Source organism: Salicibibacter halophilus (assembly GCF_006740705.1).
GTDB classification, from domain to species: Bacteria; Bacillota; Bacilli; order Bacillales; family Marinococcaceae; genus Salicibibacter; species Salicibibacter halophilus.
The window spans coordinates 2,775,397-2,801,961 of sequence record NZ_CP035485.1 but is presented as its reverse complement, the minus strand read 5'-3'; the positions used below and the strand labels follow the sequence as shown (position 1 = coordinate 2,801,961).

Genomic DNA, 26,565 nt, shown 5'->3' with positions numbered 1-26,565 from the left:
GCTTTCAATTTTTACAAAAATATACTAACATACTTGTATGGTAGTATGGTATTTAAAAAAACACAAGGAGGGGTTCCGTCATTTGAACTCGTTATCTAAACACTCCTCACGAGATCAAGTCTATGAATCAGTCAGAAAAGACATTATTACGCTTGAATTTAAACCGGGAGCTCCACTCTCGGAAAAAGAGGTATCTGAAAAACTTGGCGTTAGTCGTACACCGGTAAGAGAAGCTTTTCAAAAACTTGCTCAAGATTATTTACTGGACATTCTTCCGCAAAGAGGGTCATTTGTGACATTGATTGATTCTGCGCATGTAGAAGATGCTCGGTTTATTCGTGAACATCTGGAGGTTGCTTCTGTACGGCTTGCATGCTCCCAATTCGATTTCGAAGCACTCGATAAACTTTCTATGAATCTTCGTATGCAGGAACTGTTTATGCAGGAAAAAAAATTCAATGATCTCTTCCATCTTGATGAAGAGTTTCACGCCTTAATTTCTAAAGGGTGTGGCAAAACCCGTGTTTGGGACGTGATCTCTCAAGTTAATGTTCATTTGGATCGGGTCAGAATGCTCAGCATGGCAGCGGAATACAACTGGAAAACAATCTTGCAACACCATTCAGACATATTGAAAGCGATTAAACAAGGAGAAGCTGATGCTGCAGCAACCATTATGCGTGAACATCTGTCTCTTGTGTCGGTTGATCAAGTGGAATTAAAAGAATCGTTCCCCAATTACTTCAAGTAATGGCCAGAAGGAGGGAAATTTATGTTGAAAAGAGCAAGCTTCCTGACATTATCCACTTTCCTCATTCTTTCGGGTTGTACAGCGGATAGTCAGGACACAGAGGACGATGTAACCCGATGGACAATGACTCATATATCCGATCAAAGCCACCCTTGGCATGAAACATCAGAAGTATTTGCAGAACTTGTGGAAGAAAAAACAGAAGGAGAAGTGGTGATCGATATATATCCAAACAGTCAGCTCGGGGACGAGGTTGACAGCATTAATAGCATTAAATATGGCGCTACTGATGTAACTATTACCGGTGAAACGTTGGAAGTCTGGACACCAAGCGCGATTTTGATGGCAACACCCTATGCTTTTCAGAATGAGGAACATAAACAACGGGTCATTGAAGGAGAGATCGGCGAAACGATTGAACAGGACATTATCGAGGATGTCGGTTTAACGCCTTTATTTTATATGGATCGTTCACCGCGTAATTTAACGTCAAATTTTCCCATCTCGCATCCTAATGACTTAAACGGATTTAATATTCGTGTTCCGAATGTACCCCTGTTCTTAGACGCATGGGAAGAAACCGGCGCCAACCCTCAAGTAATTAGCTTGGATGAAACATTTACCGGTTTACAGCAAGGGATGATCGACGGACAGGAAAACCCGAATGATCTAACGGAGAGTAATGGATTTTACGAGGTACAAAACTACTTGAATCTTACCGAACATGTACCTTCCTGGATCTATGTAGTTGTTGGTAATGAACAATTAGAAGCACTGCCGGAGGATCAAAAAGAGCAAGTGCTTGAAGCCGCCGAAGAAGCTGAAACATATGCACAAGAATTAATGGAGGAAGAGGCTGAAGAAGTAGATGAGAACTTAAAAGAAGCAGGGGTTACCTTCAATGAGGTTGATCAGGAAGCCTTCCAAGAAGCAATGCTTCCGGCTATTCAAGATAATTTAGGTGAAGAAGAATATGAGCTCTACTTGGAAATTATCGAAGAAGGGAACGGAGAGGAGGAAAGCGAATGAAAGCGGCGTCTGTATTCGATCAAATCTTAAAATATATTTCAATCCTTTTATTCGCGAGCTTACTCATAGTAGTAATCATCCAGATAATGGATCGCTACCTTCCTTATAGTGCAGTTTGGACAGAAGAATTATCCCGTTATCTATTTGTCTATGCCATAAGTTTCGCGGCACCGCTTGCTATTCGTAAAAATGAATTTATACAAGTTGATTTGCTGATCAATTCCCTATCGGAAAAATGGAAACGACTTTATCAAAGTGTTATTTATCTATTAGTTGCTGCCTTTTCCAGCGTACTATTCATTGAAGGTATCCGTTTTTATCAGCTCGGAGAGGAATTTGCAGCCCCAGCTCTCGATATTCCGATGAACTACGTTTACGCTTCTGTTCCGCTTCTTGCTGTTTTCTTGTTTATATACTCAATCATTTTTATCGTTGACCAGTTTACAAAGCGTATGTCTGAAGGTGATCCATCATGACGGTTTTAGTATTGGTTATTGGATTTCTCGTATTAATTATGCTTGGTGTACCTATTGCTTTTAGTCTAGGCATTTCTTCCTTGCTTTATCTTTTATTTACGGACATACCCCTGACGATTATACCGCAGGCGATGTTTTCAGGAATGGATTCGTTCGTGATGCTTGCCATTCCCGCCTTTATCCTTGCCGGAAATCTTATGAATGCCGGCGGCATCACGGACCGAATCATTGCTTTTGCAAAGGCTTGCGTGGGACATATCCGCGGGGGACTCGGAATGACAAATGTTGCTTCATCACTAGGTTTCGCCGGAATTTCCGGAACTGCCTTGTCAGACACGGCCAGTCTTGGTTCGGTTTTGATTCCGGCAATGAAAAGAGAAGGATACGGATCCGGATTCTCGGCAGCCGTAACGTCTATTTCTTCAACTGTCGGACCAATGCTGCCCCCTTCGCTCCCGATGATTATTATCGGAACACTTGCCGGAATTTCTATTGGGGACTTGTTTATAGCTGGTGCAATCCCCGGATTGCTTCTCGCCGCAGGTTTTTTAATCGTCACTTATGCCATATCGGTAAAACGAAAATACCCAAAAGAAGATCGTCAGCCTTTGTCAGTGGTAGGCAAATCTTTTCTTGGCGCATTCTGGGCATTGTTAATGGTTGTCATTATTATGTGGGGTATTTTAGGTGGATATTTTACACCGACGGAAGCAGCCGTGATTGCTGTTGTCTATGCGTTTATCATTGGCGGGCTGGTTTACCGTGAACTAAAACCAAGAGAAATTCCGGCCATTATAGGAAATACATTAACGTTAACAGCATCCATCATATTGCTCGTCGGTTTAGCGAACTTATTCGGATGGATTCTCGTCTACGAAGACATCCCGATTATGCTTGCAGATGGCATTTTATCCATCACGGAAAATTCATTTTTAATCGTCCTGTTAATACTCGGACTGCTTCTCATAATTGGTATGTTTATAGAGACAATAGCAGCCCTTGTTATTTTATTCCCTGTATTGTTGCCTGTTGCGGAAAGCATAGGTATGGATCCGATTCATTTCGGCGTTGTTATGGTACTCACACTAATGATCGGGTTGTCTACACCACCGGTAGGCGTATGCTTATTTGTTGCCTCCGGGATTGCCAAAGTGCCAATTGGAAAGACAGTCAGAGAGCTGGTTCCCTACTTTGGCGTAGCATTGTTTGTTCTTTTGCTTGTCAGCTACATCCCATCGTTATCGTTATTTTTACCAAATCTTTTTGAGTAATAGAGGAAGTGATTAGAATGCAAGCCATTCAAGTGTTTGAACCGGGGAGTCTCGATATTGTAAAAAAACGCAAGCCTGAAATCGAGCGCTCGGATGATGTACTTGTCAATATCAAAGCAGTCGGAATTTGTGGATCGGATATGCACATTTATCATGGCAGCAACCCTTTCACTGTATATCCGAGAGTGATCGGGCATGAAGTCTCAGGGGAAATAGAATCTGTCGGAAGCGGGGTAAGTACGTTCAAACCTGGGGATCGGGTCTCGTTAGAACCGATCTCCTACTGCGGTAGTTGCTATGCCTGTCGCCAAGGGCGCCCAAATGTATGTGTGAATCTGGAAGTATTCGGGGTGCACCAAGATGGCGGAATGAGAGAATTCATGGTCGCCCCCGAAGACAAATGGCATAAGGTCAGCAGCCACGTCTCTTTTGAAGCAGCGGCATTGGCCGAGCCGATGACGATAGGTGCACAAGCAACTATGCGAGGGAACGTTCAAAAAGGAGATACAGTCCTAATCATGGGTGCCGGTCCAACAGGTCTGAGCTGTCTACTCATGGCAAAAGAACATGGAGCAACAACATTTATCTCCGATTTTAACCAGGAGCGGCTTGACTATGCCAAAAGCATTGGCGCCGATTACCTGCTTAACCCGAGAGAAGAAGATCTTGAAAAGGTGGTTGCAGATAAAACCGATCAAGAACTTGCCAATGTCGTAATTGATGCGGTTGGTACAGCGGAGACATTTGAACAAGCAGTCACCTTAGCTTCCATAGCAGGAAATATCGTTACGCTCGGTTTTAACGAACAACCATCGTCCATTCCCTCTTTTTTATTGACAAAAAAAGAGCTAACCATCACGGGATCGCGTTTGCAAACAAATCAATTTAAAGCAGTCATTCAACAAATGAATAGTGGGGATATCAACCCGGAAGCAATGATTTCCCACACATTCCCCTTCCATGAAGTCAAAGATGCTTTTGAATTACTGGAAAACCCAAACAAAGAGGCACGAAAAATCGTGCTTACTTTTTAGCAAAGAGGTGTACCGTATATGCGCATGGTATTTCGCTGGTTCGGAAAAAATAACGACTCCGTAACATTAGAGCAAATCAAGCAAATCCCCGGCGTCGAAGGCGTCGTTTGGGCATTGCATGATCGCGAAGCCGGAGAGGTTTGGCCACTTGACGAAGTGATGGAAGTAAAAAAACAGGCGGAAGAACACGGCTTTCATATTGACGTTGTGGAAAGCATTAACGTCCATGAAGACATTAAACTCGGGCTCCCATCGCGCGATCACTACATTGAAAATTACAAGCAAAGCATTAAAAATGTTGCTGCCGCCGGCGCTAAGGTTATTTGCTACAACTTTATGCCTGTATTCGATTGGACACGCACGGATTTATTTAAAGAAATGGAAGATGGCTCTACTGCCCTTTTTTATGAAAATGAAAAAGTCGAGGGCATGGATCCAAGGGAGCTCGTAAACCAAACGACGAGTAACTCGGAATATACAATGCCCGGATGGGAACCGGAAAGGTTAAAAGACCTTGAACGATTGTTTGATGGCTACCGGGGCATGACTGAAGAAGACCTTTGGAACAACTTGCAATATTTCCTTGAGGAAGTGTTGCCAGTCGCGGATCAACATGATATTCAAATGGCCATTCATCCTGACGATCCACCATGGTCTGTATTCGGTCTGCCAAGAATAATTACGAGCGAAGCGAATGTTGATCGATTTTTATCTCTATCGGACAGCCCTGCTCATGGGATTACATTGTGTAGCGGTTCACTCGGTGCAAATCCGGAAAATGATATCGCAGGCCTTATACGCAGATATCATGATCGTATCCCTTTCGCTCACATTCGTAATGTTAACGTTCGCGAAAACGGGGATTTCATTGAAACGTCCCATCGCAGTAGAGACGGTTCCGTTGATATTGCCGATATTGTAAAAGCTTATCATGAAAATGATTTCACGGGCTATGTCCGTCCGGATCACGGCAGGCATATTTGGGGAGAGAGACCCCGACCAGGGTATGGACTATATGATCGTGCACTCGGAATCATGCACCTGTGGGGACTTTGGGATGCCTATGATTTAGCTGAAAAAGGGGATGAGACAGATGTTGAAAAATAAAGTCGCTGTGGTCACCGGTGGAAGCGGCGTGCTCTGCAGTGCAATGGCTAAGGAACTATCCCGTCGGGGCATGAAAGTTGCCATCCTTAATCGAACCGCTAAAAAAGGACAAGATATTGCCGACACCATCAAGAGGGAAGGCGGAGTAGCTATGTCCGTCCCCTGCGATGTTTTAAATGAGGAAAGTGTATGGCGAGCTCGTGACCAAGTGAATGCTGAGCTTGGTCCTTGCCATTTATTGATAAACGGTGCCGGAGGCAATCATCCAGAGGCAACAACGTCAAAGGAAACGTTTTCCGCTGAAGATATCGAAAATGACTCAATCAGAAGCTTTTTCGACATGACAATGACTGGTTTTGACCATGTCTTTAAGTTAAATTTGCTAGGCACTATACTGCCGACGCAAATGTTTGCAAAAGACATGCCTCAGCAGAAAGGGGCAACGATCATTAACATCTCTTCCATGAGCGCCCCTTCCCCGATGACAAAAGTCCCCGCCTATAGTGGCGCTAAAGCAGCGATTGAAAACTTGACCCAATGGCTTGCCGTACACTTTGCCGATGCAGGTATCCGCGTGAATGCCATCGCTCCCGGTTTCTTTCTAACCGATCAAAACCGTTCTCTCTTAACGACCGAGGACGGGGAACTAACCGCTCGAGCGAAAAAGATTATCTCGCACACGCCCATGGGTAGGTTTGGGGATCCAGAAGACCTTCTCGGAACACTCCTTTGGTTGGCAGATGAAGAAAGCTCACGTTTCGTGACAGGAATCACAGTGCCGGTTGACGGTGGGTTCATGGCTTATTCAGGTGTATAATTGAAAACGCCCCGAGGCATTTTAGCCCAGGGCTTTTGTTTGATAAGATATACAAACGAAAATTAGACCTCTGACGCGGGAGTTTTATGGTACATGGCACCGACATTCTGGCGGTTTCATCTGATATTCTGGCACTTTCTCTGATTAATCTGGCACTTTTACATGATATTCTGGCACTTTCCCCGATCAATCTGGCACTTCCCAAAAACGAACCCCCGACTCGCTCAGCCGGGGGCTTTTTCATGCTTTATTCCTCTTCCAATGCGGCTTCTAAAAACTCTCGATTCACCAATCCTTCAATATCGTCGGATTGCATGTATTCGGCTTCGTAGCTGATGGTGGCCATGTCTTGGAGGACGTCTTCGTTAATTTCATACGTCGGGTTTAACCGGTCGCTCGCTTCCATTGTTTCTTCACGGTCGAGTTCGTTTCCCGTAATCTCTTCAATATGGTCGATAAATATATCAACGGCTTCTTCTTGATTTTCTTCAATAAAGTCTACCGCTCGGATATGGGCGCGCAGATAATCTTCGGTTAAATCCGGGTTACCTTCGGTGAATGCATTACGCGCAGTCACAACGGTCGTTGTAGATTCTGTTCCCCAGGCAAATTCTTCTTCATCAAGAAGAATGTCGGCATCTGCCTGTTCTTCCAAATACACGCCCCAAGGTTCCTGAGTGGCAGCGGCATCCACATCATCTTGAATGAATAGCGTTGATGTATCTGCAGGCGCTTGCGGCACCATGCTTACACTGCCTCCGGAGTCTTCAACATCCAGCCCCGCCTCATTTAACGTTTCCCGTAACATGATGTCTTGCGTGGAACCGATGGTCGGAATCGCTACACTCATGCCATCAAGATCTTCGACACTCTCAATGCCGGCGCCTTCTCGCGTGGCAAGAACAGCCCCGCCGTTAACAGCTCCGGCAATGATTTCATGTTCTGGATTCCGCTGATACGTGGTCGTTGCAGGTGAGGGCCCAACCGTTCCAATGTCAAAATCCTGCGTGGACATCGCTTCCATAAATGCGCTCCCATCCGGGAAGGTGGACGTTTCAATATTGATATCTTCGCCGAACTCTTCTTGAAAATAACCATTTTCAAGCGCAACGACTGTTGTAATATGCGTGAAGTTAGGAAAATACCCAATGCGTACTTCTTCGGCATCTTCTTCTGAACCGCCACACCCGGCAACCCCCACTAAGAGAAAAGCGCCAAAACCGGCCATTATTTTTTTCATTTTCTTCATCCTTTCCATTTAGGTTCCGAGACCCCATTTTCTCGCGACGGAACGTTCCATTCTTAAAAATACTTGGTTATCCATGATCGTTCCGATAATCCCGATCACGATCATGATCGACAGCACGAGATCCATCGCTTGCAGGGAACGCCCCATATCTAAAAGATAACCGAGCCCCCCGGCTGCCCCGAGTAACTCCCCGGCCATAATCGCCCGCCAAGCAAACGCCCAAGCCACGCGAAGACCGGAAATAATGTGCGGCACCGACGCCGGCAAAATGACCGTTCGTGCCAGATGCGTGCCCGAAGATCCGAGCGTCCGCGCAGCATTCAAATAAATACTGGGCACATTTTTAAATCCGGTACTGGAATTGACGGTCATTGTCCACGTTGCTCCAATGGCAACAATAAATAAAATGGCCACATTTCCGAGCCCAAACCAAACGATCGCGAGCGGAAACCAAACAATACTCGGAATCGACTGCAAGGCAGTTACAAAAAAGCCTAAAGTGTCATCCACCCATTTATAACGGGCGATTAAAAATCCAAACGTAAGGCCCAACACAACCGCGATCGAGAAACCCAGCAATAGACGTCCGAGCGTCACGCTAGTCGCTTCAATAATTTGTCCTGTGATTATCCCATCAACAAATGTTCCCAATACGGTGACCCCGCCCGGATCATTCGGGATCAGCAAAGGAGGAAACATAAACGTTGGGAATAGGTTGGTTTTAGATATGATCTCCCATATGGTCACGATCACGATCACGAACAGCACTCGTCTTAAAACGGTAATCATCCCCAAACTCCTCCTTCAGCACTTTCTCCATCTCTTCTTCCAGTTCGCTCATCACCCGTTTTTCCAAGTTTACCAGTACGCTGTCGGAAGGGTTCCTCGGCCGTGCTGCCTGCACCTTAAAAGATTTTTTAATCGCACCCGGGCGTGTGCTCATTAACAATACTCGTTCCGAAAGCGTCAATGCTTCACGAATGTTATGGGTAATAAACAGGATCGTTTTCCCGGTCTTTTGCCAGATCTCTTGAAGTTCTTGATGCAAAATAATCCGCGTTTGTTCATCAAGTGCCGCAAACGGTTCATCCATTAAAAGCACGTCGGGGTCCATAACGAGGGAACGTGCAATGGCTACCCGCTGCTTCATCCCGCCGGAAAGCTCATGAGGGAAGGATTTTGTAAAATTACCGAGATGCACCATCCGCAATCCTTCCATTGCCTTCTCTTCTGCTTCTTTTTTGCTCATCTTCTTCAAAAGCAGGCCATATGTAACGTTATCCAGCACGTTCATCCATGGAAATAACCCGCCTTGCTGAAAAACGACCACTCGATCCGTTCCGGGACCTTTTACTTTTTTATCATTCACATGCACTTCACCCGAAGTGGGACTGTCCAAACCGGCGATTAAATTCAAAATCGTGGACTTTCCACAGCCCGAAGGCCCAAGCAAGGAAACAAACTCCCCGGCTTCAATCTTGAGATCTATATCTTGGAGGACGTGGAGCGTATCATTTTTACCTTTGGGAAACGTTTTATTTACTTGCTCCAAATTTACTTTCATAGGGATCCCCCTCGCAAACTAAAAAATAATCACAACCAAACTTATAAGGATTATATATTATATGAGAAAAAGAAGTCAATGAAACTTGTACTTCTTCTAATAAAAAAATGAGCATGGAAAGCCAGCGGCCCCATCCTCATTTTTCTATTGCTGCGTATTTCGGTCCAAAAAAAATTTTACAAAGAAAAGAAGAACATAAACGCCAAAGATAACAATCGCAAACCAATTCATCATGGTCATATTGTCAAAATCCATCGTAATGATCAGAAAAACGAACAATACAATCACGACGATGTCGACCCAGGAAAACAATTTATTTTTCTGTTCCTCTGCCATACGTAACCTCCTTACGATCGTCCTGCCACAATTATAATGTTGATCGATGGATTTGCAAACGTTTGTTATAATCCAAGTAAAAAGCACGAAGGACTGATGCCCGATTAATCCCTTATTTCGCAATGGTGTGCTTTTGATGCTCACCGGATTCGCTTTAATGTTTATTCTCCTCTTGTTCCCGGACATGAATTTATTACTCTGGCTGATGATTATAGCCGCAAGCATTGTCGCTAACATTGCCGGTGTGATTCGATTGATCAAGTTTGTGCGGCAATCCTGATCACAACCCCCCCAACATTTTTTGTGCCGTATAGGTTTTTTTCGGTATAAGACGGAAATCAAATCATATAGCTGTTTTAAAATGGCACAGAGGAGAGGACGCTTATTACCGATAGAGGGGGCAAAAGAACTTTCCGGTTCTATCTGTCCGAGTACAAGAAAAGGCTTTATCATACAAAAAAAAGAATGCAGGAAAAAGGGATAGATGTCTTGCTCATTACCGACCCGGCGAATATGAATTATCTCACCGGTTATGATGCCTGGACGTTTTATGTCGGGCAAATCGTGGCGGTGAGCATTGATGAAGAGGAGCCAATGTGGATCGGGAGAGATCAAGATGTCAATGGCGCGCATATAACGGCTTGGATGAATGAAAAAAATATCATTCCTTGTCCGGAGGATTATTATCATTCCGATCAAAAGCATCCAATGGATTTTTTTGCAAGGCTCGTTCACCTCATGGGAAAATCCAATCGTCCCATCGGTGTGGAAATGGATATGTATTATTTTACGGCGACAACCTACGAAGCTTTGAAACGCGCATTGCCGAACGCAATACTCAAGGACGCAAATGCCCTCGTGAACTGGGTTCGTCTCATTAAATCCGATCAAGAAATTGAGTATATGAGAAAAGCAGCGACATTGGCGGAAAACGCGATGACCGTAGGCATTGAAAAAATAAACACCGGCGTACGTGAAAATGAAGTCGTTGCCGAAATCTATCATGAACTGATCGCCGGTACAGAAGCATTTGGCGGCGACTATCCGGCGGTGGCCCCGTTAATTCCATCGGGAGACGATACGGGCGCGCTTCATGTGACGTGGAGCGACCGGAAGTTTCACGCCAATGATTTTGCCATTTTAAAACTGGCAGGGTGTTTTTCCAGGTATCATGCGCCGCTGTCACGCACGGTCGCGATTGGAGAGACACCAACCAAAATCAAAGATGGCGCCAAACGGTGTGTAGAAGGGCTGTACGCAGCGCTTGATACCATTGAACCCGGCGCAACCTGTGAAGACATTGAAGCGGCTTGGCGAAAAGTGGCGGAAAAACACGGCGTTTTAATGGATAGCTTCCTTGGTTATTCCGTTGGTTCCAACTACCCGCCCGATTGGGGAAGCCATACAGCGAACCTTCGGCAAGGAGACCGGACAGTGCTAAAGCCGAACATGACCTTTCACATGATCCCGAGGCTATGGATCGGAGATTCAGGCATCGAAGTAAGCGAAACATTTCGGGTAACGGAAAATGGCTGTGAGACATTGACGGATTTTGAGCGGACGTTGTTTTGTAAGTGAACGGTGATGGTCGACGATTCATATAAGAAAATCACGCTCTGATTAATAGCATAATTTCAACTTATCATGTATAATACTGTATAGGGAGAGGGGAATTTCACCCCTCAAGAATATTGCGGTTCTCTTAATCCGAGAACCATTTTGCAGCACGTAAGGCGAGTTTTCTGAGGGCTCGCCTTACTTTCTTTCTATCCCAGATTGCTTGCACAAGCAATACAAAGAATAGAAAGGTGACTGCCTCAATCAATATTCTCACCCCCTTTCTATCGGGAGTGGCAGCCAAATCCCCATACAGCGTTGGCTACGTTGCCATTATACTACATACCGATCCTTTGAAAAGAGAAGGTAACCATTAACACGCCCCTCAATCACCGTGGGATAATATCCCTCCCTCAAGATCGAGGCACAAGATCTGAAAAAACCGGGAAATGTCCGAAACAGGTGCCGGCCGGTTCGGACATATTTGTGACTCTGTACGAGGAAATTGTCCGAACTAGAGATCAGTTCGGACAATTTTTTTGGAATATACATGGAGATTGTCCGAACCAAAGGCCAGTTCGGACAATCATTCGAAAATTCACATGGAAACTGTCCGAACAGGAGGGTAGTTCGGACAGTTTTTCAGAGATACGGACGGGAAGTGTCCGAACCAGTGACTCTGAAGCCTCATTCACCAAAACGCACGCTACTTTCCCAAATCCCGGCTTCCTCCAATTGGTGGGCTAACTGAAGAATAAGGTTCTCATTCCCTTTCGCCGCCATCGCCTGCACGCCGATGGGCATTCCGTTTTGGGCAATGTGAACGGGCATGGATGCTGCCGGTTGGCCGGTTAAATTCGCGAGCTGGGAAAAGGGGGAGTACATCAAGCTCGGCAAAAACATCTCATACAAAAGTGGCAGCGGATCGCGTTTTTTGCGTTCGATGGCTCGGATAAGTTGTTGGCGTTCCGATTCCGAATGAGTGAGTTCTCCCACTTCGGGTGCGGTATACGCGGTGGCCGGCGTTAAATAAAGGTCATATGCCTCATGGAGCTCGGCCATTTTCACCGCGGCAGCATCCCAGGCTGCCAAGCTTCGCGTAAACGTTGCAGCGCTCACCGATCGTCCCGCTTCACTAAGCACCCACGTCTCGATTTCAATATCGTCAGGTGTGAGCGAACGTCCGAGCGATTCTTCGATACTCATCCTAAGCGCGGACATTTCACCGCTATTCATAAGATAGTACTGTTCCATTAGCGCAGCGCCGTCAATTCCGTTATCGACCTCTTCAACCTCATGCCCTTCCGCTTCCATAAACATTAATACTTTTTGGAGCGCTCCGTTTGCATCTTTTGCCACTTCGGTTCCTACAGGCGACTTATTTGAAAAAGCAATCCGTAGCGGCTTCGCAAAAGGTTTGTACATATCCTCGGCATAGACTCCTTCATACCGAGGCCAGTGAAAAGCAGCTTCCGGTTGCAAGACTTGCAGGCTATCAAGGAGCGCGGCGCTGTCCCGAACCGTCCTTGAAAGCACGAAATCAATGGCCGCGCCTTGCCATTGCCTCCCCGTTCCCGGTCCGACCGGCATACGCCCTCTCGTCGGTTTCAATCCGAATACTCCGGTAAATGAAGCAGGAATTCGAATCGACCCGCCACCATCGCTCGCACCTGCCACCGGCACAATCCCGGACGCAACAGCAGCCGCCGACCCGCCGCTTGATCCCCCGGGGAATGGTTTACGTTCCAAGGATTACGCGTAGGACCATAAAGCTTAGGCTCCGTAATATTCTTTATCCCAAACTCCGGCGTATTCGTATAACCTGTGAAAACAAACCCTTGCTCACGCAACTTTTGTACCAAATAGCTGTCCTGCTTCGCGATATTTTCTTGCATCAATTTCGCCCCTGCTGTCATTGGCTCCCCTTTTATCGTTTGAGAGATGTTTTTTAAAAGAAAGGGGACACCGGAAAAAGAGCCAGACGAATACTGCTGCTCTTTCGACCTATCGTAAATAACTGCATTCAGCGAAGGGTTCACTTTTTCCTTTCGATACTCGCACGCATCCACAAGTTCAGCCTGGGTGACCTCCCGATTTTTCACCATATTCGCCATTTCCGTCGCGTCCAACGACAAGTATTCCTTTTGAGTAAGCATAGGGCACCTCTTTTAAAGCGAAAAGTTATATATTCATATCCTTTTCCTCTTTTTCATTTTTTTCAAACGGTTTCCCGGATCTTATTTAAAAATTAGAGATGTTTGGGCGGAGATTTCAAAAAAGAGAGGCACTCGCCTACTTAATGGCAAGTACCACTCTGGTTTTTTCCTATAACTTAAAACATGTGCGTACTATGGCCAGGCTGGAGCCGGGCACCTGGATCCATATAGGCTTTGGCATTGCTGACAGCCGTTGGAGCATCCCCAAACCCGGTGGCAATCAGCTTCACTTTGCCATCGAAAGAGGTAATATCTCCGACTGCGTAAATTCCCTTGATATTCGTTTCCATACGGGAATTCACAATGATGGAGTTTTTCGTCGTTTCGAGTCCCCATGTTTTAATGGGACCGAGGGAGGAAATGAACCCATAGTTGACGATGACGTTGTCAACGTCGACCACTTTTTGGTCGGTTCCTTTTACCTCCTTCAGGAGAACCTGCTTGATTTCTTCTCCATTGCCCCGTAGTTCGCTCACTTCATATGGGGTGTGCGTGCTGACTGGGGCAGATTGCAATTCGGAGATGCTGTGCTCATGCGCACGGAATTTTTCACGACGATGCGTAAGGGTAACATTTGCATCATTTGCCAGCATGAGCGTCCAGTCAACGGCAGAGTCTCCACCTCCGCAAATAAGGACGTCTGTGTTTTTGAAATCGCCCAGATTGTTAACAAAATAATGGAGATTTCTGCCTTCATATTGTTCGGCCTCTTCAATTTTGAGTTTGCGGGGTTGAAAAGCACCGACACCGGCAGCAATAATAATCGTCCGTGAGTAATGCGTTTCTTTATCCGTTTCGATTCGAAATGTCTCGTCGTTCAGCTTATTGACGGTTTCTACGGATTGATCGAGCACGACGGTTTGTTCAAACATGCGCATCTGTTTAACCAAGTCGTCCACAAGATCTTGAGCGCGTGCTGCCGGAAAACCGGCCACGTCGTATATATACTTTTCGGGATAGAGGGCTGAGAGTTGGCCGCCCAATTGGGGCATGCTTTCGATAATTTTCACTTTTGCCTGGCGCATTCCCCCGTAGAAAGCGGTAAATAATCCTGCAGGCCCGCCACCGATAATGGTTATATCATAAAGATTTTCCATTAAATTACACCTCCAATCCTGTTTTTGATGAATGGTTTATTCTTCCTGCAGATCTTCGATAGAATCAATATCCATATAATCAGGGATAACAAACCCTTGTTGAGCGCCTTCCAAATTCGGTCCAAGATCGACGATCTCATCTTCATATTGTTCATAATAGGATGCTGCGCCTACAGGGAGCCAAGCAATCAACATACCATCAACGTCTCCATTAGAAAGGGATTCAAATGCCACACCCATTTCAACCGACGTCAACTCGACATCGTAGCCCACTTCCTCCAGAACATGCGCAACGACACTCGTTGATGCGATTTCTGTTTCCCAATTGACATAGGCCAACTCGACTTCCTCATTTTCAACCGGTTCGACACCTTCTAACCAAGCGTCAACTTCATCCCGATTGTTTTCAATCCATTCCTCAGCGGATTCGGGAATTTCCACATCGTCTTCTCTAGCGTTTAACATAACCTCATTCATATCATCTATTTCCCAGTGAAAATTATCCAATAATTGATAGGCTGAAGCATGGTCATCCTCAAGACCTTCTCTTACCATCGTATGGATATTTTCAGATTGACCCATTGCCTCTTCCGGATCCTCTAAAAATTCCAAGTCATAGTCATTAAACGCCCAGTGTGGCTCCCAGAGAGTAACAACGATCGGCTCTTGATCGGCAATTGCTTCCTCTAATTCCGATATCATTGCTGCTTCTGAACTTGAAGCTAGATCAATATCCAAGTCATAGGCTTCCATTGTCCTTTCAGCCATGTCCATCGTTCCTGATCCCGGATCAATGCCAACGATTTCTTCAATTTCGTTTGCATCATTTTCTTCTTCCTCTTCTCCGACGGCTGATGAACCCTCGTTACCACAAGCAGTAAGTCCAGCCAAAATTCCAACAGATAGTAAACCATACACGAAAGGGTTTTTGCGCATGAAATTCCTCTCCTTTTTAAATAATCACATTAAAAATGCGGAATTATCCCGCATTTAAACTTTCTCATTTGTACATGATGATGTTGCCATCTTCTATGAATAATTTATACTCACGGAGTTTTTGCTTATCTTTTACCAACATACGTCCGTGATTTTTGATATCAAATTCACGTCCATGCCAGGGGCACCGTAAAATGTCTCCCTCGCGTAAATAGTTGTACTCCCCAACATGATCGGCGGGCTCTGGAGCACCGCACAATTTGCCTTTGCTTAAGGGCGCCCCTTGATGAGGACAAAGATTGGTGAATGCGTGAAACTCCCCATCGGAAGCGCGACAAATAACGACCGGACGACCGTCAAACTTTGCTTCCATCATCTCGCCCGGGGAGAGATCTTGTATTTGGCCAACGACTTGCTGCATCGTCGCATCGCTCCTCTCTTCTATGGAAGTTTTGGATAAAAGTTACGGGCATTCTCAGAAAAGATCCTTCTTTTAAGATCCTCATCAAGGCGCGGGGGCAATGCCCGTTCCGGAGAATCGTAATCCCAGTGGGGATAATCGGTTGAGAACGAGATGAGCTTGTCGCTGCCCATTTGATCAATCATTTGCATAAGTTCCCACTTCTTAATTTCTTCCAAAGGTTGGGTGGTAAAACAAAGATGATCCCGAATAATGTCGCTTGGCATCCGTTTGACCCATGGAACTTCGTGACGTAAGTCAATGTATTGTTGATCCATTTTTCTCATGAGGAACGGCGCGTAAGTAAAACCGCCTTCGATCATCATGAGCTTCAATCCGGGAAATTGGTCAAAAATTCCTGAAAAAATCATATTCGTTACTTGGTTCATATGGGCGGTTGGAATCAAAGTATGCCACTCGATAAAATAATTCGGCCATTTTCCAAAATGAACAGGAGGTTCATTATGATGCATGCCGATCATAAGTTGATGTTTTTCAGCCGCTTCATAAATAGGGTGGTAATAAGGATCTCCCCAAAGAATGTCATCAATGGGCAGGAGAACTTGAACCATCTTTGGGTGGCTTCCCACTCGTTCAATTTCACGAGCGGCAGCGGCAGGGTTCTGTGCGGCTATATGGACAGAGCCGTAAAGACGGGAATCTTTGTCAAGCCAATGGTCAATTTGCCAATCGTTATACGCGCTGGCCAGTGCTGTTGCCATTTCGTGCCATCCATGCATGGAGGAGGGGGAAGGGTCCAGGGCACCTGTTAGAACGCCGTATTCGTGACCATTACTGTCCAAGAGTTGTTCTTGCATAAACCCTAAGTCTGTTCCAGCAGGCTTCCCACCTGGCGCTTGGGCATCTGCACGGTCCACACCGGCAACGGTTGGCTGTGTATAAGGCATATGCTTCTCTTGGAACCAACCACAGTCGGAAATATATCTTCGCCAAGGCTGATCTAAATAAGGAAAAAGTTCATGATAACTGACACGTTCATGAATATCGGTGTCTATCAGACTCATAAAACATTTACACGTCCTTTCTTTTCAACTTCAATAACTTATCATGAAGTGTTATGCCCTCACAAATCTCCTGAGAGATAGATATACGAATTTAGCACAAGCAGTGAACGTCAGTGAAGGCCAGTGAGCTTCAGTGATAAAATTTCAGTTTGCTGTACCGTACGTCAATTTATTAGATTAATATCTGCGTAATATAAAGCGTTGCAATCAGAGTAAGAATAACCAATAAAAGAGAAAAGAAGTAAATCACCATATGGGATGGATAAAAGGTTTGTCTAAGGATTTGTTTTTCTTTTTTAAAATAACTAATGGATGCCATTATGATCGTTACAATTCCTAACAAGCCTGTAAAAATCCCTAAAATCACAATCAGTAAATTTTCCGATATTCCCATGGAATAGTGCAGACTGGTCACTAAAAATCCGACGCCCAAAATAGCTGCGGCGGTGCGCACCCATGCCAAGTAGGTACGTTCATTGGCCAAATGCTGCTGGGCATACTTTAATTGATTGTCATCATTTCTCTCATTCATAAAAGATTATCCGCCTTTTGTTGTCGCCTTTGGATAAGCATCCACGTTTTTCCTACGATTCGGTCGATGTCTTATAATCCCTCCTATGTTCAATTTGTTAGGAATGTTTAACACAAATTGAATACAAATGTCACTCTAACATACCGAGTGTCGATGTCAACAGAGCTAGCAAAATCCCCCCGGTTGCTCATCGAGACATAACTATGGTTTGATATTGTAGTCGAACATCATTATGGTTAAATAGGGGCTGCTGAACAACTTGATCGCAAGGGCGGGATGGCGCTTCCATGGCTTCGCTTTCCGCGGACGAACGGCCAAGCCTCCTCGCGCAAGATCAGCGCTGCGGGGTCTTGGCTCGCCCGTTTTTCCGCTGGAGTCTTCGCCATTGCAGCGCCATCCCACGCATGTTGATCATAATGCAAAGGTTTAGCCGTGAGCGGCCATTTTTCCTTGCATTTCTCTTTCTACACATCAGGGGAAACCCCTTGCAACAGAAAGAATTTTTTCGTTTCAGCAAACCCTAAATATAAAAAGGGGAAATGAAACATGAGCATGAACATGAAAATTGAATCCATGTTAGGCTACCATACATTTGAAATGCCAACGGCTATTAAACACGGGATCGGTGCGATTCGTCATCTTGGAGAAGAAATTAAAAATCTTGGGGCCGATAAAGTTCTACTCGTTACAGGCCCTACCATTTACAGTTCCGGAGTTACCAAGCCTGTGGAAGACAGCCTGGAGAAAGCAGGTGTTGAGGTTGTTCTTTTTAATAAAGTGGAACCAAACCCTCCATCGCGACTGATCGGTGAAGGTGCTTCCCTTTATCAGCAGGAGGGATGTAACAGTTTGGTGGCCGTTGGGGGCGGAAGCTCGATGGATACGGCAAAAGCGATTGGGCTCGAAGTGACTCACGAAGGGACAATTCTTGATTACGAAGATGCTAAAGGAAAAAAAGAGATGGAAAACCGCATCCCCCCATTTATCACAGTTCCCACAACGGCGGGAGCCGGATCAGAAGTTACGCAATGGGCGGTCATTACAGACGAGGATCGCCAAACGAAATTTAATGCCGGGGGACCATTAATTGCGGCACATGCAACCATTATTGACCCTGAATTGCACGTATCTATGCCGTCGCATGTCACAGCCATGACCGGCATCGACGCCATTGCACATGCAATCGAGTGTTATACAATGAAATTTGCCCAACCAGTGACAGACGCAGTTGCCCTATTGGCGATCGAATATGCCTCCAAGTATATCCGTCGCGCTTATGCGGATGCAGAAGATTTGGAAGCACGTTACGGAATGGCGCAAGCATCCATGCTTGCAGGTCTTTCATACGGCAGTGAATCAGCCGGTGCCGCCCATGCGATGAGTCAAACGCTTGGAGGGATTATTCCTGTCGCCCATGGGCAATGCGTCGCGGCAATGACGGGACCAGTAATGGAATTTAATTGGAAAGGAGCTCCGGAACGTTTCGCTCGTATTGCGCAAGCATTCGGCATTGACACTGCCCACATCAGCACTGAAAAAGCGGCAAAAGCAGCAGTACAGTATATGTACGATCTTGCGGACGATCTCAACATTCCGACATTGGAAGCGCAAGGAGTCAGCCCGGAAATGACTGAACATCTGGCAAAAGTCGCTTATGAGGACGCACAAACAGAAGGAAATCCACGTGACCTTACCATTCAGAACTACGAATGGATCTATAAACGCTGTTTTCATCAAGTGCCGAAAACCGTTTAGAAGTTGTTCACAAGCCTGGAGAGAATAATGGATTAGTGCTCTATCCCTAGAGTGATATTGCCACCTATGGGACAGCTGCGCAACCCCCTTGGACGGCAGACGAACTGCTCTGAGAGAGGGTCAAGAAGAAGCGAAGTAATCCCTCAGACGAAGGTCAAGTTGCTTCGAGAGGAACTAGAGGAGCGAGGTAATCCCTCAGCCGGAGATCGAGTTGCTTCGAGGAGAACTAGACAAAAGCAAAATAATCCTCCATCTCTCACAGAGTGATAAGACCTTCTTTTAAGGGGCAACAACGCCTATCAGAGTGGGGTGAGAACCATCAGAGGCAATTATGGATATAGCAACAAAGGAAAAAGAACACCAGTATTAAACCAGCCGCATGTCCAACACACGGCTGGTCATCATCTTGAAACTAACCTTCAATCACCAACCTTATCCTTTCCGCTCAAAATACCAATGCAAGCGATATTCACAGATTTCTTTTGTTATTTCATATAACGCTTCTCGGTCTTCCGGCGGTACGTCGAAGTTCAGGCTGAATGTGCCTTCATCGAGTTTCAGTAGGTCGCCCCCGCTTGCGCTCCATTTTGTCATAGGCATTTCTTCAATTTTTTTGGCGGTTTTAATTGGATCATGAATCCAGTGCTTGCTGCTTGTTTTGTCTTTCGCGAATTCCCTGAAGCGGTGTTCCTTTTCCAAATAATAGCGGCTAAACCTGACTGCGCTTTCCTCACGTGTGATTGGCTTTATCCACTCATCTTTGCCCCGATCCAACATCGTTTTCAACAGAACCATCTTATAACTTCTCGCCATGCCGGTTTTTTCCACTTCTGCAATCCAGTTATCGTAACGCTCTAAAATTTCCTGTTCCCGATCTGTCAGCTCGTCAGCTGCCGAAAGGAAATGAAAATAAGAACGGTATTCTTGGCGGTATTCAATGGATGATGAATGGCCTTGATGATGAAGTTCAAGGTAAGTCGGTCTCCTCCCGAGTTCTTGCTTCACCGCGATATAGTCATTCTTAAGCCTTTCTTTCCGCGGTTGTTTTTTATGTTTCAGCTCACTGATGAGAAATATGACCTTAACATCAAGTTCAATCTCACATCCATTTGGAACGTCCGGTTTGATCACACGCGAACCTTTCCGGCCGCTTTCTGAGCCAAGGACACTTAGTTTCACATCCGCGTTGCGATAATTCCCGATTAAATCAATCACCACACAATGCTCTTTGCCATCGCTCAATCTCAACCCACGTCCGAGTTGCTGAGTGAATACCGTCAACGATTCTGTTGGACGAACGAAAAGGAGGGTGTCGATAGCCGGGATGTCGATGCCCTCATTGAAAAGATTGACGGTAAAGATAATTTCGATCTTTCCTGATGAAAAAGCTGCAATCGCTTGCTCCCTGTTTATTTCGGAATTTGAGGTCAAACTGACCGCCGAAATTCCTTGTGCTTGAAAATATGCACAAAGGAAATTTGCCTGACGGATCGAAGAGCAAAAAGCGACCGTTTTTGTCTGTTTTCGTTTTTTCCATGCATCATAGATTCTCTCTGCCATTGAATCGCGAAGCTGGACTTCAAGCAATTCGTCTTCTGCATACCGATTGCCAAGCCAAGTAAGTTGGCTGTAGTCCGTATCATCGTAAACGCCGAAGTAGCGAAACGGCGAAAGCCAGCCGCGATCAATCGCCTGCAGGAAATCGAAGCGAAAGGCGACATTACCGTCACATAGCGCATAGACATCCTTATTGTCATTGCGATCGGGCGTTGCCGTAATTCCTAGTAAAAATGAAGGCTCGAAGTGCTCAAGCACTTTTGAGTATGTTTTAGCTGCCGCATGATGGAACTCATCGACAATGATTAAGTCAAAGGCACCGGGATCAAATTCGTTTAAATGCTGGTCCATGCTCAATGTGAAAATCGATGCAAAACAGACGTCGGCGTCCCTTTCTTTTCGCTTGCCGTTATACATGCCGGTCGAATAAGCAGGGATAACTTTTTGGAAAGAATGAGCCGCTTGGTGAAGAATTTCTTCCAAATGCGCGATGAATAAAATTCTTTTAAAGCGCTTCGCAAAAAAGGCAGCGAGATACGTTTTGCCAAGTCCGGTTGCCATAACGACAAGGGCTTTGGAATACTCCTCCTCGATCGTCTTTTCGAGTTCAGCCAATGCTTCAACTTGGGCAAAGCGCGGTTTGATGTCCACTTCATACGTCGCCGGTGGTTCGTGGATAACCTCGGGTTCGTCGTCAACATCAATCTCCGGAAGCATTAAATCGGCTTCTTCCCCCTGGGTGAACTGTCGAGCCGTGTCCGGCTGGTGGGCGTGATGACGCTCATACCGTTCTTCATACAATTGAAGCGTCTCGTCATTTAGCGCGATCGTTTCCGTTGCGTAAAAGGTTTTCGTAAACTGTTCAAGCGCGTCTTCATAGAACAAGGAACGATCAGCAACTTCCACATTCCACTCGACCCCGTGATTTAATGCAGAATGGGACAAATTCGATGAACCTATGTAAGTATATTTTTTATCTGCTTGTTTAAATAAGTAAGCTTTTGGATGAAAGGAGTGTCCGTTACTCTGCCAAAGACGGAGTTCGATGTTCGAATGAAGGTTTAACAACCGCTCCAGTGCATGGGGCTGCGTAATAAACAAATAATCCCCGGTGCATATCTTGATTTCAACGCCGCGCTCCGCTGCATCTATCAAGGCAGGCGCGAGATACCGCACGCCAGAGTCCATGACAAAAGAAGTAAGAATACAAATGGATGTGCTGTCTTCCATTTTTCTTATAAGCGCCGGACCGAGATGGCGCGTTAACAATCGTACATCAGTCATCATGCACCTCTTCCAGCCATATCCGCTCTTTGAAGCCCCCGCGTTCTTCTGCCTTTTCTTTACGCACCTTTTCCACATCTTCAAATGAAGCATCATGACTTTCTGCAAGATGATGAATAACCTCAAGCACATCCGCTAGCTCTTCCATCGATTGAGAGGAGGAATCTGCATTCAGATACTCTTTTATTTCTTCCTGCAGTTTGGTGCGCAACTCTTGATGATATGCTTTCTTGTCCAACGTCCTTATTTTGACCTTTTTCCCCTGATTTTCTATTATTTCGGGGATCTTATCCCGAACGAGTTTATGGTACTTAGGCATTCGTCTTTCATCCCCAAATTGTTTTTTATATAACGAGCCATAACACGAAAAGCTTCTCGGTCAAACCTATTACGTTCTAATACCCCCACACCTCCATGGTGACTTCGAGGGCTTTATTCCACACTTCGTGGAACGCTTTGACCGTTTGGAAACGGTGTTCTTTTTGTGTGCTTGTGGCTCTTTTCGCGACTTTGTGGATGGGGCTTTCGGCTAGGTTTGGGTCTTTGCCCAGGAATAGAAAAGCGGCTGCGCCCATTCTATAGACATTCGTTCGTTCATCGAGGACTTCGCCGGTTTGGAACTCCTCCGGGGCCATAAAATGTCTTGAACCAAGGGTGCGTACTGTTTCATTGGTGAACGGTGCCTTTTTGTAATGGTCGATATCACAAACTTTTACCTTGCCGGCGTCCTTATTATAAATAAGACTTCCATCGTAGAAACCGACCGATACAAAATTCTTCTTCTCAACATATGTGTGAAACGTAAAGATTGTATCCAATATGTTCAGTCTTTCTTGAAAAGATAAATGATCAATATTTAGGTGGCGCATGTTCTTTCCGTCTGTCCAGTCAAATTGAAGAACATAGCCGTGATTCACTTCTTCATGGTGGATGAGTCGGATGAGGGAAGGGTGCTTCAAAAATTCATAGTTTAATTTCGCTCGTTTTAACCGTTCAACTGCAGCGTCCGGTTCTCCGGAATACCTTATTGGCTGGGCACCGGCATACTTAATGAACCGTTTCCCACCGGTAGATGTAACACCAAAACAAAGATTTCCGGACGCTTGATCATCAAACACGGTAAATACTTTTCCGAACTTTTTCAACCAGCGAAAATCATGTTTTTCCTTCAATGCGAATGAAATGCCGTCCATTTCATGCCAAATCATATTAGCCCCTCCCCGCTATTTTCTTCGACTGTACCACAAATAAAGACCATTGATGATGCATCTTTCGTTGCACTCTAAACATAATATGCTGACCCCCATAATGGATAGAAGCCAGCATATAGATCCTCTATTCACTTATGCAGCATCAGGGAGACTTCGGAAATGACGATACACTAATTTCCACCCCTATTGTACCTCTGCACAATCCCCAAAAACAGTTTTCCAATATTCAGCAACGCTTTTTCATCAAAATTAAAGCGTGGATGATGGTGGGGGTAATGGGTGTTTTCGTCTTCGGTTCGGGCTCCGACATGGAAAAACGCTCCCGGTCGTTCTTTCAAGTAAAAAGCGAAGTCTTCCCCACCGAGATGGGCCGGTCTGGTAATCGGGGCTTCTTTCCCCATCGCTTCTTCCGCCACTTCGCCAAGCACACTTGTTTCTTGCTCATGATTCACGAGTGGCGGGTAGCCGTTCAAATAATCAACACTGCAGGTCACATGCGTCGATGTTTCTACTCCCCTTACAATGGAATGGATTTCTTCTTCAATTTGCTCGCGTGTTTCCTGCTTGAATGTTCGTACCGTACCTTCAATATGCGCCGAATCCGCGATTACATTAAATGCCGATCCAGCTTGAAAGACACCGACGGTGACAACCGCCGTATCCATTGGATCTACACGCCTGGCGACGATTTGCTGTAGTTCAGTGACAAGCTGCGTCCCCGCGACGATCGCGTCTTTTGTAAGATTTGGCCGCGCACCGTGACCCCCTTTGCCCTGAACATGAATAGTGAACGCATCTACCGCCGCCATGATCGGACCGCTAGTGACGTTAACGTGCCCGAAGGGAATATCAGATGCAACATGAGCACCATAAACCACATCTACGCCCTCGAGGCACCCATCTTTGATCATTTCCTGCGCCCCGCCCGGGGGTTTTTCTTCCGCGTGCTGGAAAAGAAACACAATTGTCCCGTTTAATTCAGCCTTTTTTTCCACTAGGACACTTGCAACGCCGAGCAAAGCGGCCGTATGGCCATCGTGGCCACAAGCATGCATAACACCAGGGTTTTGCGACTTATAAGATATATCGTTATCCTCTTCAATCGGCAGCGCGTCAAAATCGGCGCGAAGGGCAATCGTCGGACCCGGCTTTTCGCCGCGGAGGTAAGCTACCACGCCGCGTCCGCCGACGTTTCGTTTTACTTCCAATCCTAACGTTTCCAGTTTCTCGGCGATAAACGCCGGTGTCTCGACTTCGTGAAAAGACAGCTCCGGATAAGTGTGCAAATGCCGTCTCCATTGCACGATATCGGAAAATAAAGCTTCCAGTTTTTCAGTTTCTGCTACGGTCATTTTTACGCCCCCTTATTCATTGATGATTCCTTCATCTATGTATAGAGGGAGCGTATGCTCCCCGTTCATCACTCTTCATCTTCCTTAAATTCACGTTTGGCCAGTTCCAACTCATAGATATAGAGGGCATTGGAGTCGTCTTTAATCCGTTTCAAATAATCTATATGCGTATCAAACATCGCTTCTTCTTCCACTTGCTCATCTAAAAACCAATTCAGAAATGATAATGTCTGATGTTCTCTCTCTTCCCAGGCCAAATCCGATAAATGATAAAAATTCTTCGTCACCTGTTTTTCCTGGGCGAGCCCTGCTTCGAACGTATCCAATAATGAATCAAAGTCTTTCCGGGGTTCTTTGATGCCTGAAAAAACTGCACGGTGTCCGCGGTCATCCAAAAAATTATATATTTTCATCGCGTGGTACCGTTCTTCTTTTGCCTGTTGAAAATAAAAATTGGCGAACCCGTCATAGCTTTTGTAATTGCAATAAGCGGCCATTGCCATGTATTCCTGCGCAGCTTGCAGTTCGTTATTCATCTGTTCGTTTAATGCATCTCCGACTTTGTTGGAAAGCATTCTCATCATCCTTTCGTTCTATTCCTTATAGATGCTTCGTTTAATTTCCTTTAAAAAAATGTTATGATGGGTTCAGATAAAAGAAGGAGGGACAACCCCTAATGAATGTACAAGCCGAACCAACTCCAAATCCCAACGCGATGAAGATCACTGCTGACCAAACGATTTTTGAAAGCAGCACCTCCCTAAAAAAAGGAGAGGAAACGGACCACCCGGTCGCAAAAAAATTGCTTGGCCTAGAGGGTGTCGACAACATCTTCGGCATCAATGATTTCGTCACAGTCAATAAAACCGAAGATGCCAATTGGGATGATCTGTTGCCGCAAATTGAACAAGCATTCGAAGACTAGTGAAAAACGGAGAGCCGCAGTGGCTCTCTTTTTTAATCTTCCGGCCGCTTGCCCGGGTCCAAGTTTGTATTCGTTGTTGTTTTCACAGGCCTTACGGTAAGGTCGGAATAAACACGGTTTTGGCAAGAAAGCCGAATCTTCGGATCCGTTATATCCTTATTGCTAAGGATCGTCGCTTCCGCCTCCCCTTTCGGACCCAATTCTCCTTCCAGCACCTCACACCGGCACGTCGTGCACTTTGCATTTCCGCCGCAACGGTGCAAAATATCAATGCCATTGTCCTCCAGAGCGAGTACTAGTTTTTTTCCTTCTTCCACTTCAAATGAATGCTTTCCATCTACATGAACCGTTGGCATCTTTTCCATCGCTCCTTTTATGTAAGATATACGTAAATCTTAACACATTCTTCGGAGTTTTTGATAAAATAAAGCAGAAAAGGAGCTGTGAAACGATGTACTTAGACGATATTCTTGCACATAACAAACAGTTTGTCGGTTCAAACCAGTATGAACCCTATAAAACCAGCAACCTGCCAAACCAAAAATCTGTGATTTTGACCTGTATGGATACGCGTTTGATCGAGTTATTGCCGGCGGCTTTGAACATCAAGAACGGCGATGTGAAGATGGTCAAAAACGCCGGGGGGATGATTACAAGCCCTTATGATAGCGTTGTACGCAGCATTTTTATCGCTATCAATGCTTTGCAGGCAGAAGAAGTGCTCATTATCGGCCATAAAAATTGCGGCATGCAACAACTCGACCCTTCAATCGTGATGGAAAAAATGAGGGAAAGAAACATTGAAGATCAACATTTTCAAGCCGTTCAAGATGAAGGTGTCGATATAAATGAATGGCTCGCTGGATTCGAAACCGTGGAACAATCGGTGGCGAACAGTGTAGAAATTCTTACTGGACATCCGCTTATGCCGGCCTCTATCCCGATTCACGGCTTGGTCATTGATCCGGAAACCGGAGAACTCACTCTTGTGACGCGCGGGTACGAGCAATAACGTGGAGGAGGC

The 26,565-nt window shown here is 45.6% G+C and carries 28 protein-coding genes and 1 pseudogene; 12 read left to right on the top strand and 17 right to left on the bottom strand.

The genetic code is table 11. The features are described from left to right. Positions 1-82 precede the first annotated feature (82 nt). The 7 genes from EPH95_RS13710 to EPH95_RS13680 are packed head-to-tail and all read left to right on the top strand — an operon-like array spanning position 83 to position 6,485. The gene (locus EPH95_RS13710) at positions 83-751 is read left to right on the top strand and encodes a GntR family transcriptional regulator (RefSeq protein ID WP_227003917.1); all 669 of its coding nucleotides are present in this window, start codon (positions 83-85) and stop codon (positions 749-751) included. A 21-nt stretch (positions 752-772) separates the two neighbouring features. After that, positions 773-1,780, top strand: a complete 1,008-nt coding sequence (locus EPH95_RS13705; protein ID WP_142090623.1) for a TRAP transporter substrate-binding protein — start codon at positions 773-775, stop codon at positions 1,778-1,780. Continuing rightward, on the top strand, positions 1,777-2,256 hold the full coding sequence (locus tag EPH95_RS13700) for a TRAP transporter small permease (protein WP_142090622.1): 480 nt from the start codon (positions 1,777-1,779) through the stop codon (positions 2,254-2,256). Before EPH95_RS13705 ends, EPH95_RS13700 begins: the two co-directional genes overlap by 4 nt. After that, positions 2,253-3,527: a TRAP transporter large permease gene (locus EPH95_RS13695; RefSeq protein WP_142090621.1), complete on the top strand. Its 1,275-nt coding sequence runs from the start codon at positions 2,253-2,255 to the stop codon at positions 3,525-3,527. Before EPH95_RS13700 ends, EPH95_RS13695 begins: the two co-directional genes overlap by 4 nt. Before the next feature lie 17 nt (positions 3,528-3,544). After that, on the top strand, positions 3,545-4,561 hold the full coding sequence (locus tag EPH95_RS13690) for a zinc-binding alcohol dehydrogenase family protein (protein ID WP_142090620.1): 1,017 nt from the start codon (positions 3,545-3,547) through the stop codon (positions 4,559-4,561). An 18-nt stretch (positions 4,562-4,579) separates the two neighbouring features. Continuing rightward, a complete protein-coding gene (gene uxuA, locus EPH95_RS13685) occupies positions 4,580-5,668 on the top strand; it encodes a mannonate dehydratase (protein WP_142090619.1) in 1,089 nt (362 codons plus the stop codon). Continuing rightward, the gene (locus EPH95_RS13680) at positions 5,655-6,485 is read left to right on the top strand and encodes an SDR family oxidoreductase (protein ID WP_227003916.1); all 831 of its coding nucleotides are present in this window, start codon (positions 5,655-5,657) and stop codon (positions 6,483-6,485) included. The genes uxuA and EPH95_RS13680 overlap by 14 nt, the downstream gene beginning before the upstream one ends. 247 nt (positions 6,486-6,732) lie before the next feature. Here the strand turns inward: EPH95_RS13680 and EPH95_RS13675 are convergent, their stop codons facing one another. From EPH95_RS13675 to EPH95_RS13660, 4 genes are all read right to left on the bottom strand, one after another. Next, positions 6,733-7,725, bottom strand: coding sequence for an ABC transporter substrate-binding protein (locus EPH95_RS13675; protein ID WP_142090617.1), 993 nt, complete (start codon positions 7,723-7,725; stop codon positions 6,733-6,735). 18 nt (positions 7,726-7,743) lie between these two features. Continuing rightward, entirely contained in the window at positions 7,744-8,523 is a 780-nt protein-coding gene (locus tag EPH95_RS13670; protein WP_142090616.1) for an ABC transporter permease, read from the bottom strand. Next, positions 8,456-9,298, bottom strand: a complete 843-nt coding sequence (locus EPH95_RS13665) for an ABC transporter ATP-binding protein (protein ID WP_142090615.1) — start codon at positions 9,296-9,298, stop codon at positions 8,456-8,458. The genes EPH95_RS13670 and EPH95_RS13665 overlap by 68 nt, the downstream gene beginning before the upstream one ends. A gap of 144 nt (positions 9,299-9,442) precedes the next feature. Next, entirely contained in the window at positions 9,443-9,634 is a 192-nt protein-coding gene (locus EPH95_RS13660) for a hypothetical protein (RefSeq protein ID WP_142090614.1), read from the bottom strand. 127 nt (positions 9,635-9,761) lie between these two features. On the opposite strand from EPH95_RS13660, the gene EPH95_RS18915 reads away from it, so the two are divergent. Together EPH95_RS18915 and EPH95_RS13655 are read left to right on the top strand one after the other, a co-directional pair. Further along, a complete protein-coding gene (locus EPH95_RS18915; protein WP_227003915.1) occupies positions 9,762-9,914 on the top strand; it encodes a hypothetical protein in 153 nt (50 codons plus the stop codon). Between the two features lie 104 nt (positions 9,915-10,018). Then, entirely contained in the window at positions 10,019-11,212 is a 1,194-nt protein-coding gene (locus tag EPH95_RS13655; RefSeq protein WP_227004152.1) for a M24 family metallopeptidase, read from the top strand. Positions 11,213-11,878: 666 nt separating this feature from the next. On the opposite strand, the pseudogene EPH95_RS13650 reads toward EPH95_RS13655, so the two are convergent. From EPH95_RS13650 to EPH95_RS18910, 7 genes and pseudogenes are all read right to left on the bottom strand, one after another. Then, positions 11,879-13,347 (bottom strand): annotated as a pseudogene (locus EPH95_RS13650) (amidase family protein). Between the two features lie 176 nt (positions 13,348-13,523). After that, positions 13,524-14,504, bottom strand: a complete 981-nt coding sequence (locus EPH95_RS13640; RefSeq protein WP_142090610.1) for an NAD(P)/FAD-dependent oxidoreductase — start codon at positions 14,502-14,504, stop codon at positions 13,524-13,526. A gap of 36 nt (positions 14,505-14,540) precedes the next feature. Continuing rightward, positions 14,541-15,440 (bottom strand): glycine betaine ABC transporter substrate-binding protein, encoded by a 900-nt coding sequence (locus EPH95_RS13635; RefSeq protein WP_142090609.1) that lies wholly within the window; start codon positions 15,438-15,440, stop codon positions 14,541-14,543. A 64-nt stretch (positions 15,441-15,504) separates the two neighbouring features. Beyond that, positions 15,505-15,861, bottom strand: coding sequence for a Rieske (2Fe-2S) protein (locus EPH95_RS13630; protein ID WP_142090608.1), 357 nt, complete (start codon positions 15,859-15,861; stop codon positions 15,505-15,507). A gap of 20 nt (positions 15,862-15,881) precedes the next feature. Beyond that, complete coding sequence (locus EPH95_RS13625; protein WP_142090607.1) at positions 15,882-16,925, bottom strand: amidohydrolase family protein; 1,044 nt, start codon at positions 16,923-16,925, stop codon at positions 15,882-15,884. Between the two features lie 172 nt (positions 16,926-17,097). After that, positions 17,098-17,457 (bottom strand): YidH family protein, encoded by a 360-nt coding sequence (locus EPH95_RS13620; protein ID WP_142090606.1) that lies wholly within the window; start codon positions 17,455-17,457, stop codon positions 17,098-17,100. A gap of 236 nt (positions 17,458-17,693) precedes the next feature. After that, positions 17,694-17,843 (bottom strand): hypothetical protein, encoded by a 150-nt coding sequence (locus EPH95_RS18910; protein ID WP_160141771.1) that lies wholly within the window; start codon positions 17,841-17,843, stop codon positions 17,694-17,696. A gap of 160 nt (positions 17,844-18,003) precedes the next feature. On the opposite strand from EPH95_RS18910, the gene EPH95_RS13615 reads away from it, so the two are divergent. Next, the gene (locus tag EPH95_RS13615; RefSeq protein ID WP_142090605.1) at positions 18,004-19,212 is read left to right on the top strand and encodes a choline dehydrogenase; all 1,209 of its coding nucleotides are present in this window, start codon (positions 18,004-18,006) and stop codon (positions 19,210-19,212) included. A gap of 432 nt (positions 19,213-19,644) precedes the next feature. On the opposite strand, the gene EPH95_RS13610 is transcribed toward EPH95_RS13615, so the two are convergent. The 5 genes from EPH95_RS13610 to EPH95_RS13590 form a co-directional block, all read right to left on the bottom strand. Beyond that, positions 19,645-22,053: a DEAD/DEAH box helicase family protein gene (locus tag EPH95_RS13610; RefSeq protein WP_142091619.1), complete on the bottom strand. Its 2,409-nt coding sequence runs from the start codon at positions 22,051-22,053 to the stop codon at positions 19,645-19,647. Then, complete coding sequence (locus tag EPH95_RS13605) at positions 22,046-22,372, bottom strand: nucleoside triphosphate pyrophosphohydrolase (protein ID WP_142090604.1); 327 nt, start codon at positions 22,370-22,372, stop codon at positions 22,046-22,048. Before EPH95_RS13605 ends, EPH95_RS13610 begins: the two co-directional genes overlap by 8 nt. A 76-nt stretch (positions 22,373-22,448) precedes the next feature. Continuing rightward, entirely contained in the window at positions 22,449-23,261 is an 813-nt protein-coding gene (locus EPH95_RS13600; RefSeq protein ID WP_142090603.1) for a serine/threonine-protein kinase, read from the bottom strand. Between the two features lie 173 nt (positions 23,262-23,434). After that, positions 23,435-24,616, bottom strand: coding sequence for a M20 metallopeptidase family protein (locus EPH95_RS13595; RefSeq protein ID WP_142090602.1), 1,182 nt, complete (start codon positions 24,614-24,616; stop codon positions 23,435-23,437). 68 nt (positions 24,617-24,684) lie between these two features. Then, a complete protein-coding gene (locus EPH95_RS13590) occupies positions 24,685-25,191 on the bottom strand; it encodes a ferritin (protein WP_142090601.1) in 507 nt (168 codons plus the stop codon). 101 nt (positions 25,192-25,292) lie between these two features. Here EPH95_RS13590 and EPH95_RS13585 point away from each other — a divergent pair, with 101 nt between their 5' ends. Then, entirely contained in the window at positions 25,293-25,541 is a 249-nt protein-coding gene (locus EPH95_RS13585) for a NifU N-terminal domain-containing protein (RefSeq protein ID WP_142090600.1), read from the top strand. 32 nt (positions 25,542-25,573) lie between these two features. Here EPH95_RS13585 and EPH95_RS13580 read toward each other — a convergent pair whose 3' ends face one another. After that, positions 25,574-25,897 (bottom strand): 2Fe-2S iron-sulfur cluster-binding protein, encoded by a 324-nt coding sequence (locus EPH95_RS13580; RefSeq protein WP_142091618.1) that lies wholly within the window; start codon positions 25,895-25,897, stop codon positions 25,574-25,576. 95 nt (positions 25,898-25,992) lie between these two features. Between EPH95_RS13580 and EPH95_RS13575 the strand changes: the two genes are divergently transcribed. Beyond that, positions 25,993-26,553 (top strand): beta-class carbonic anhydrase, encoded by a 561-nt coding sequence (locus tag EPH95_RS13575; RefSeq protein WP_142090599.1) that lies wholly within the window; start codon positions 25,993-25,995, stop codon positions 26,551-26,553. The last annotated feature ends 12 nt before the right edge of the window (positions 26,554-26,565 follow it).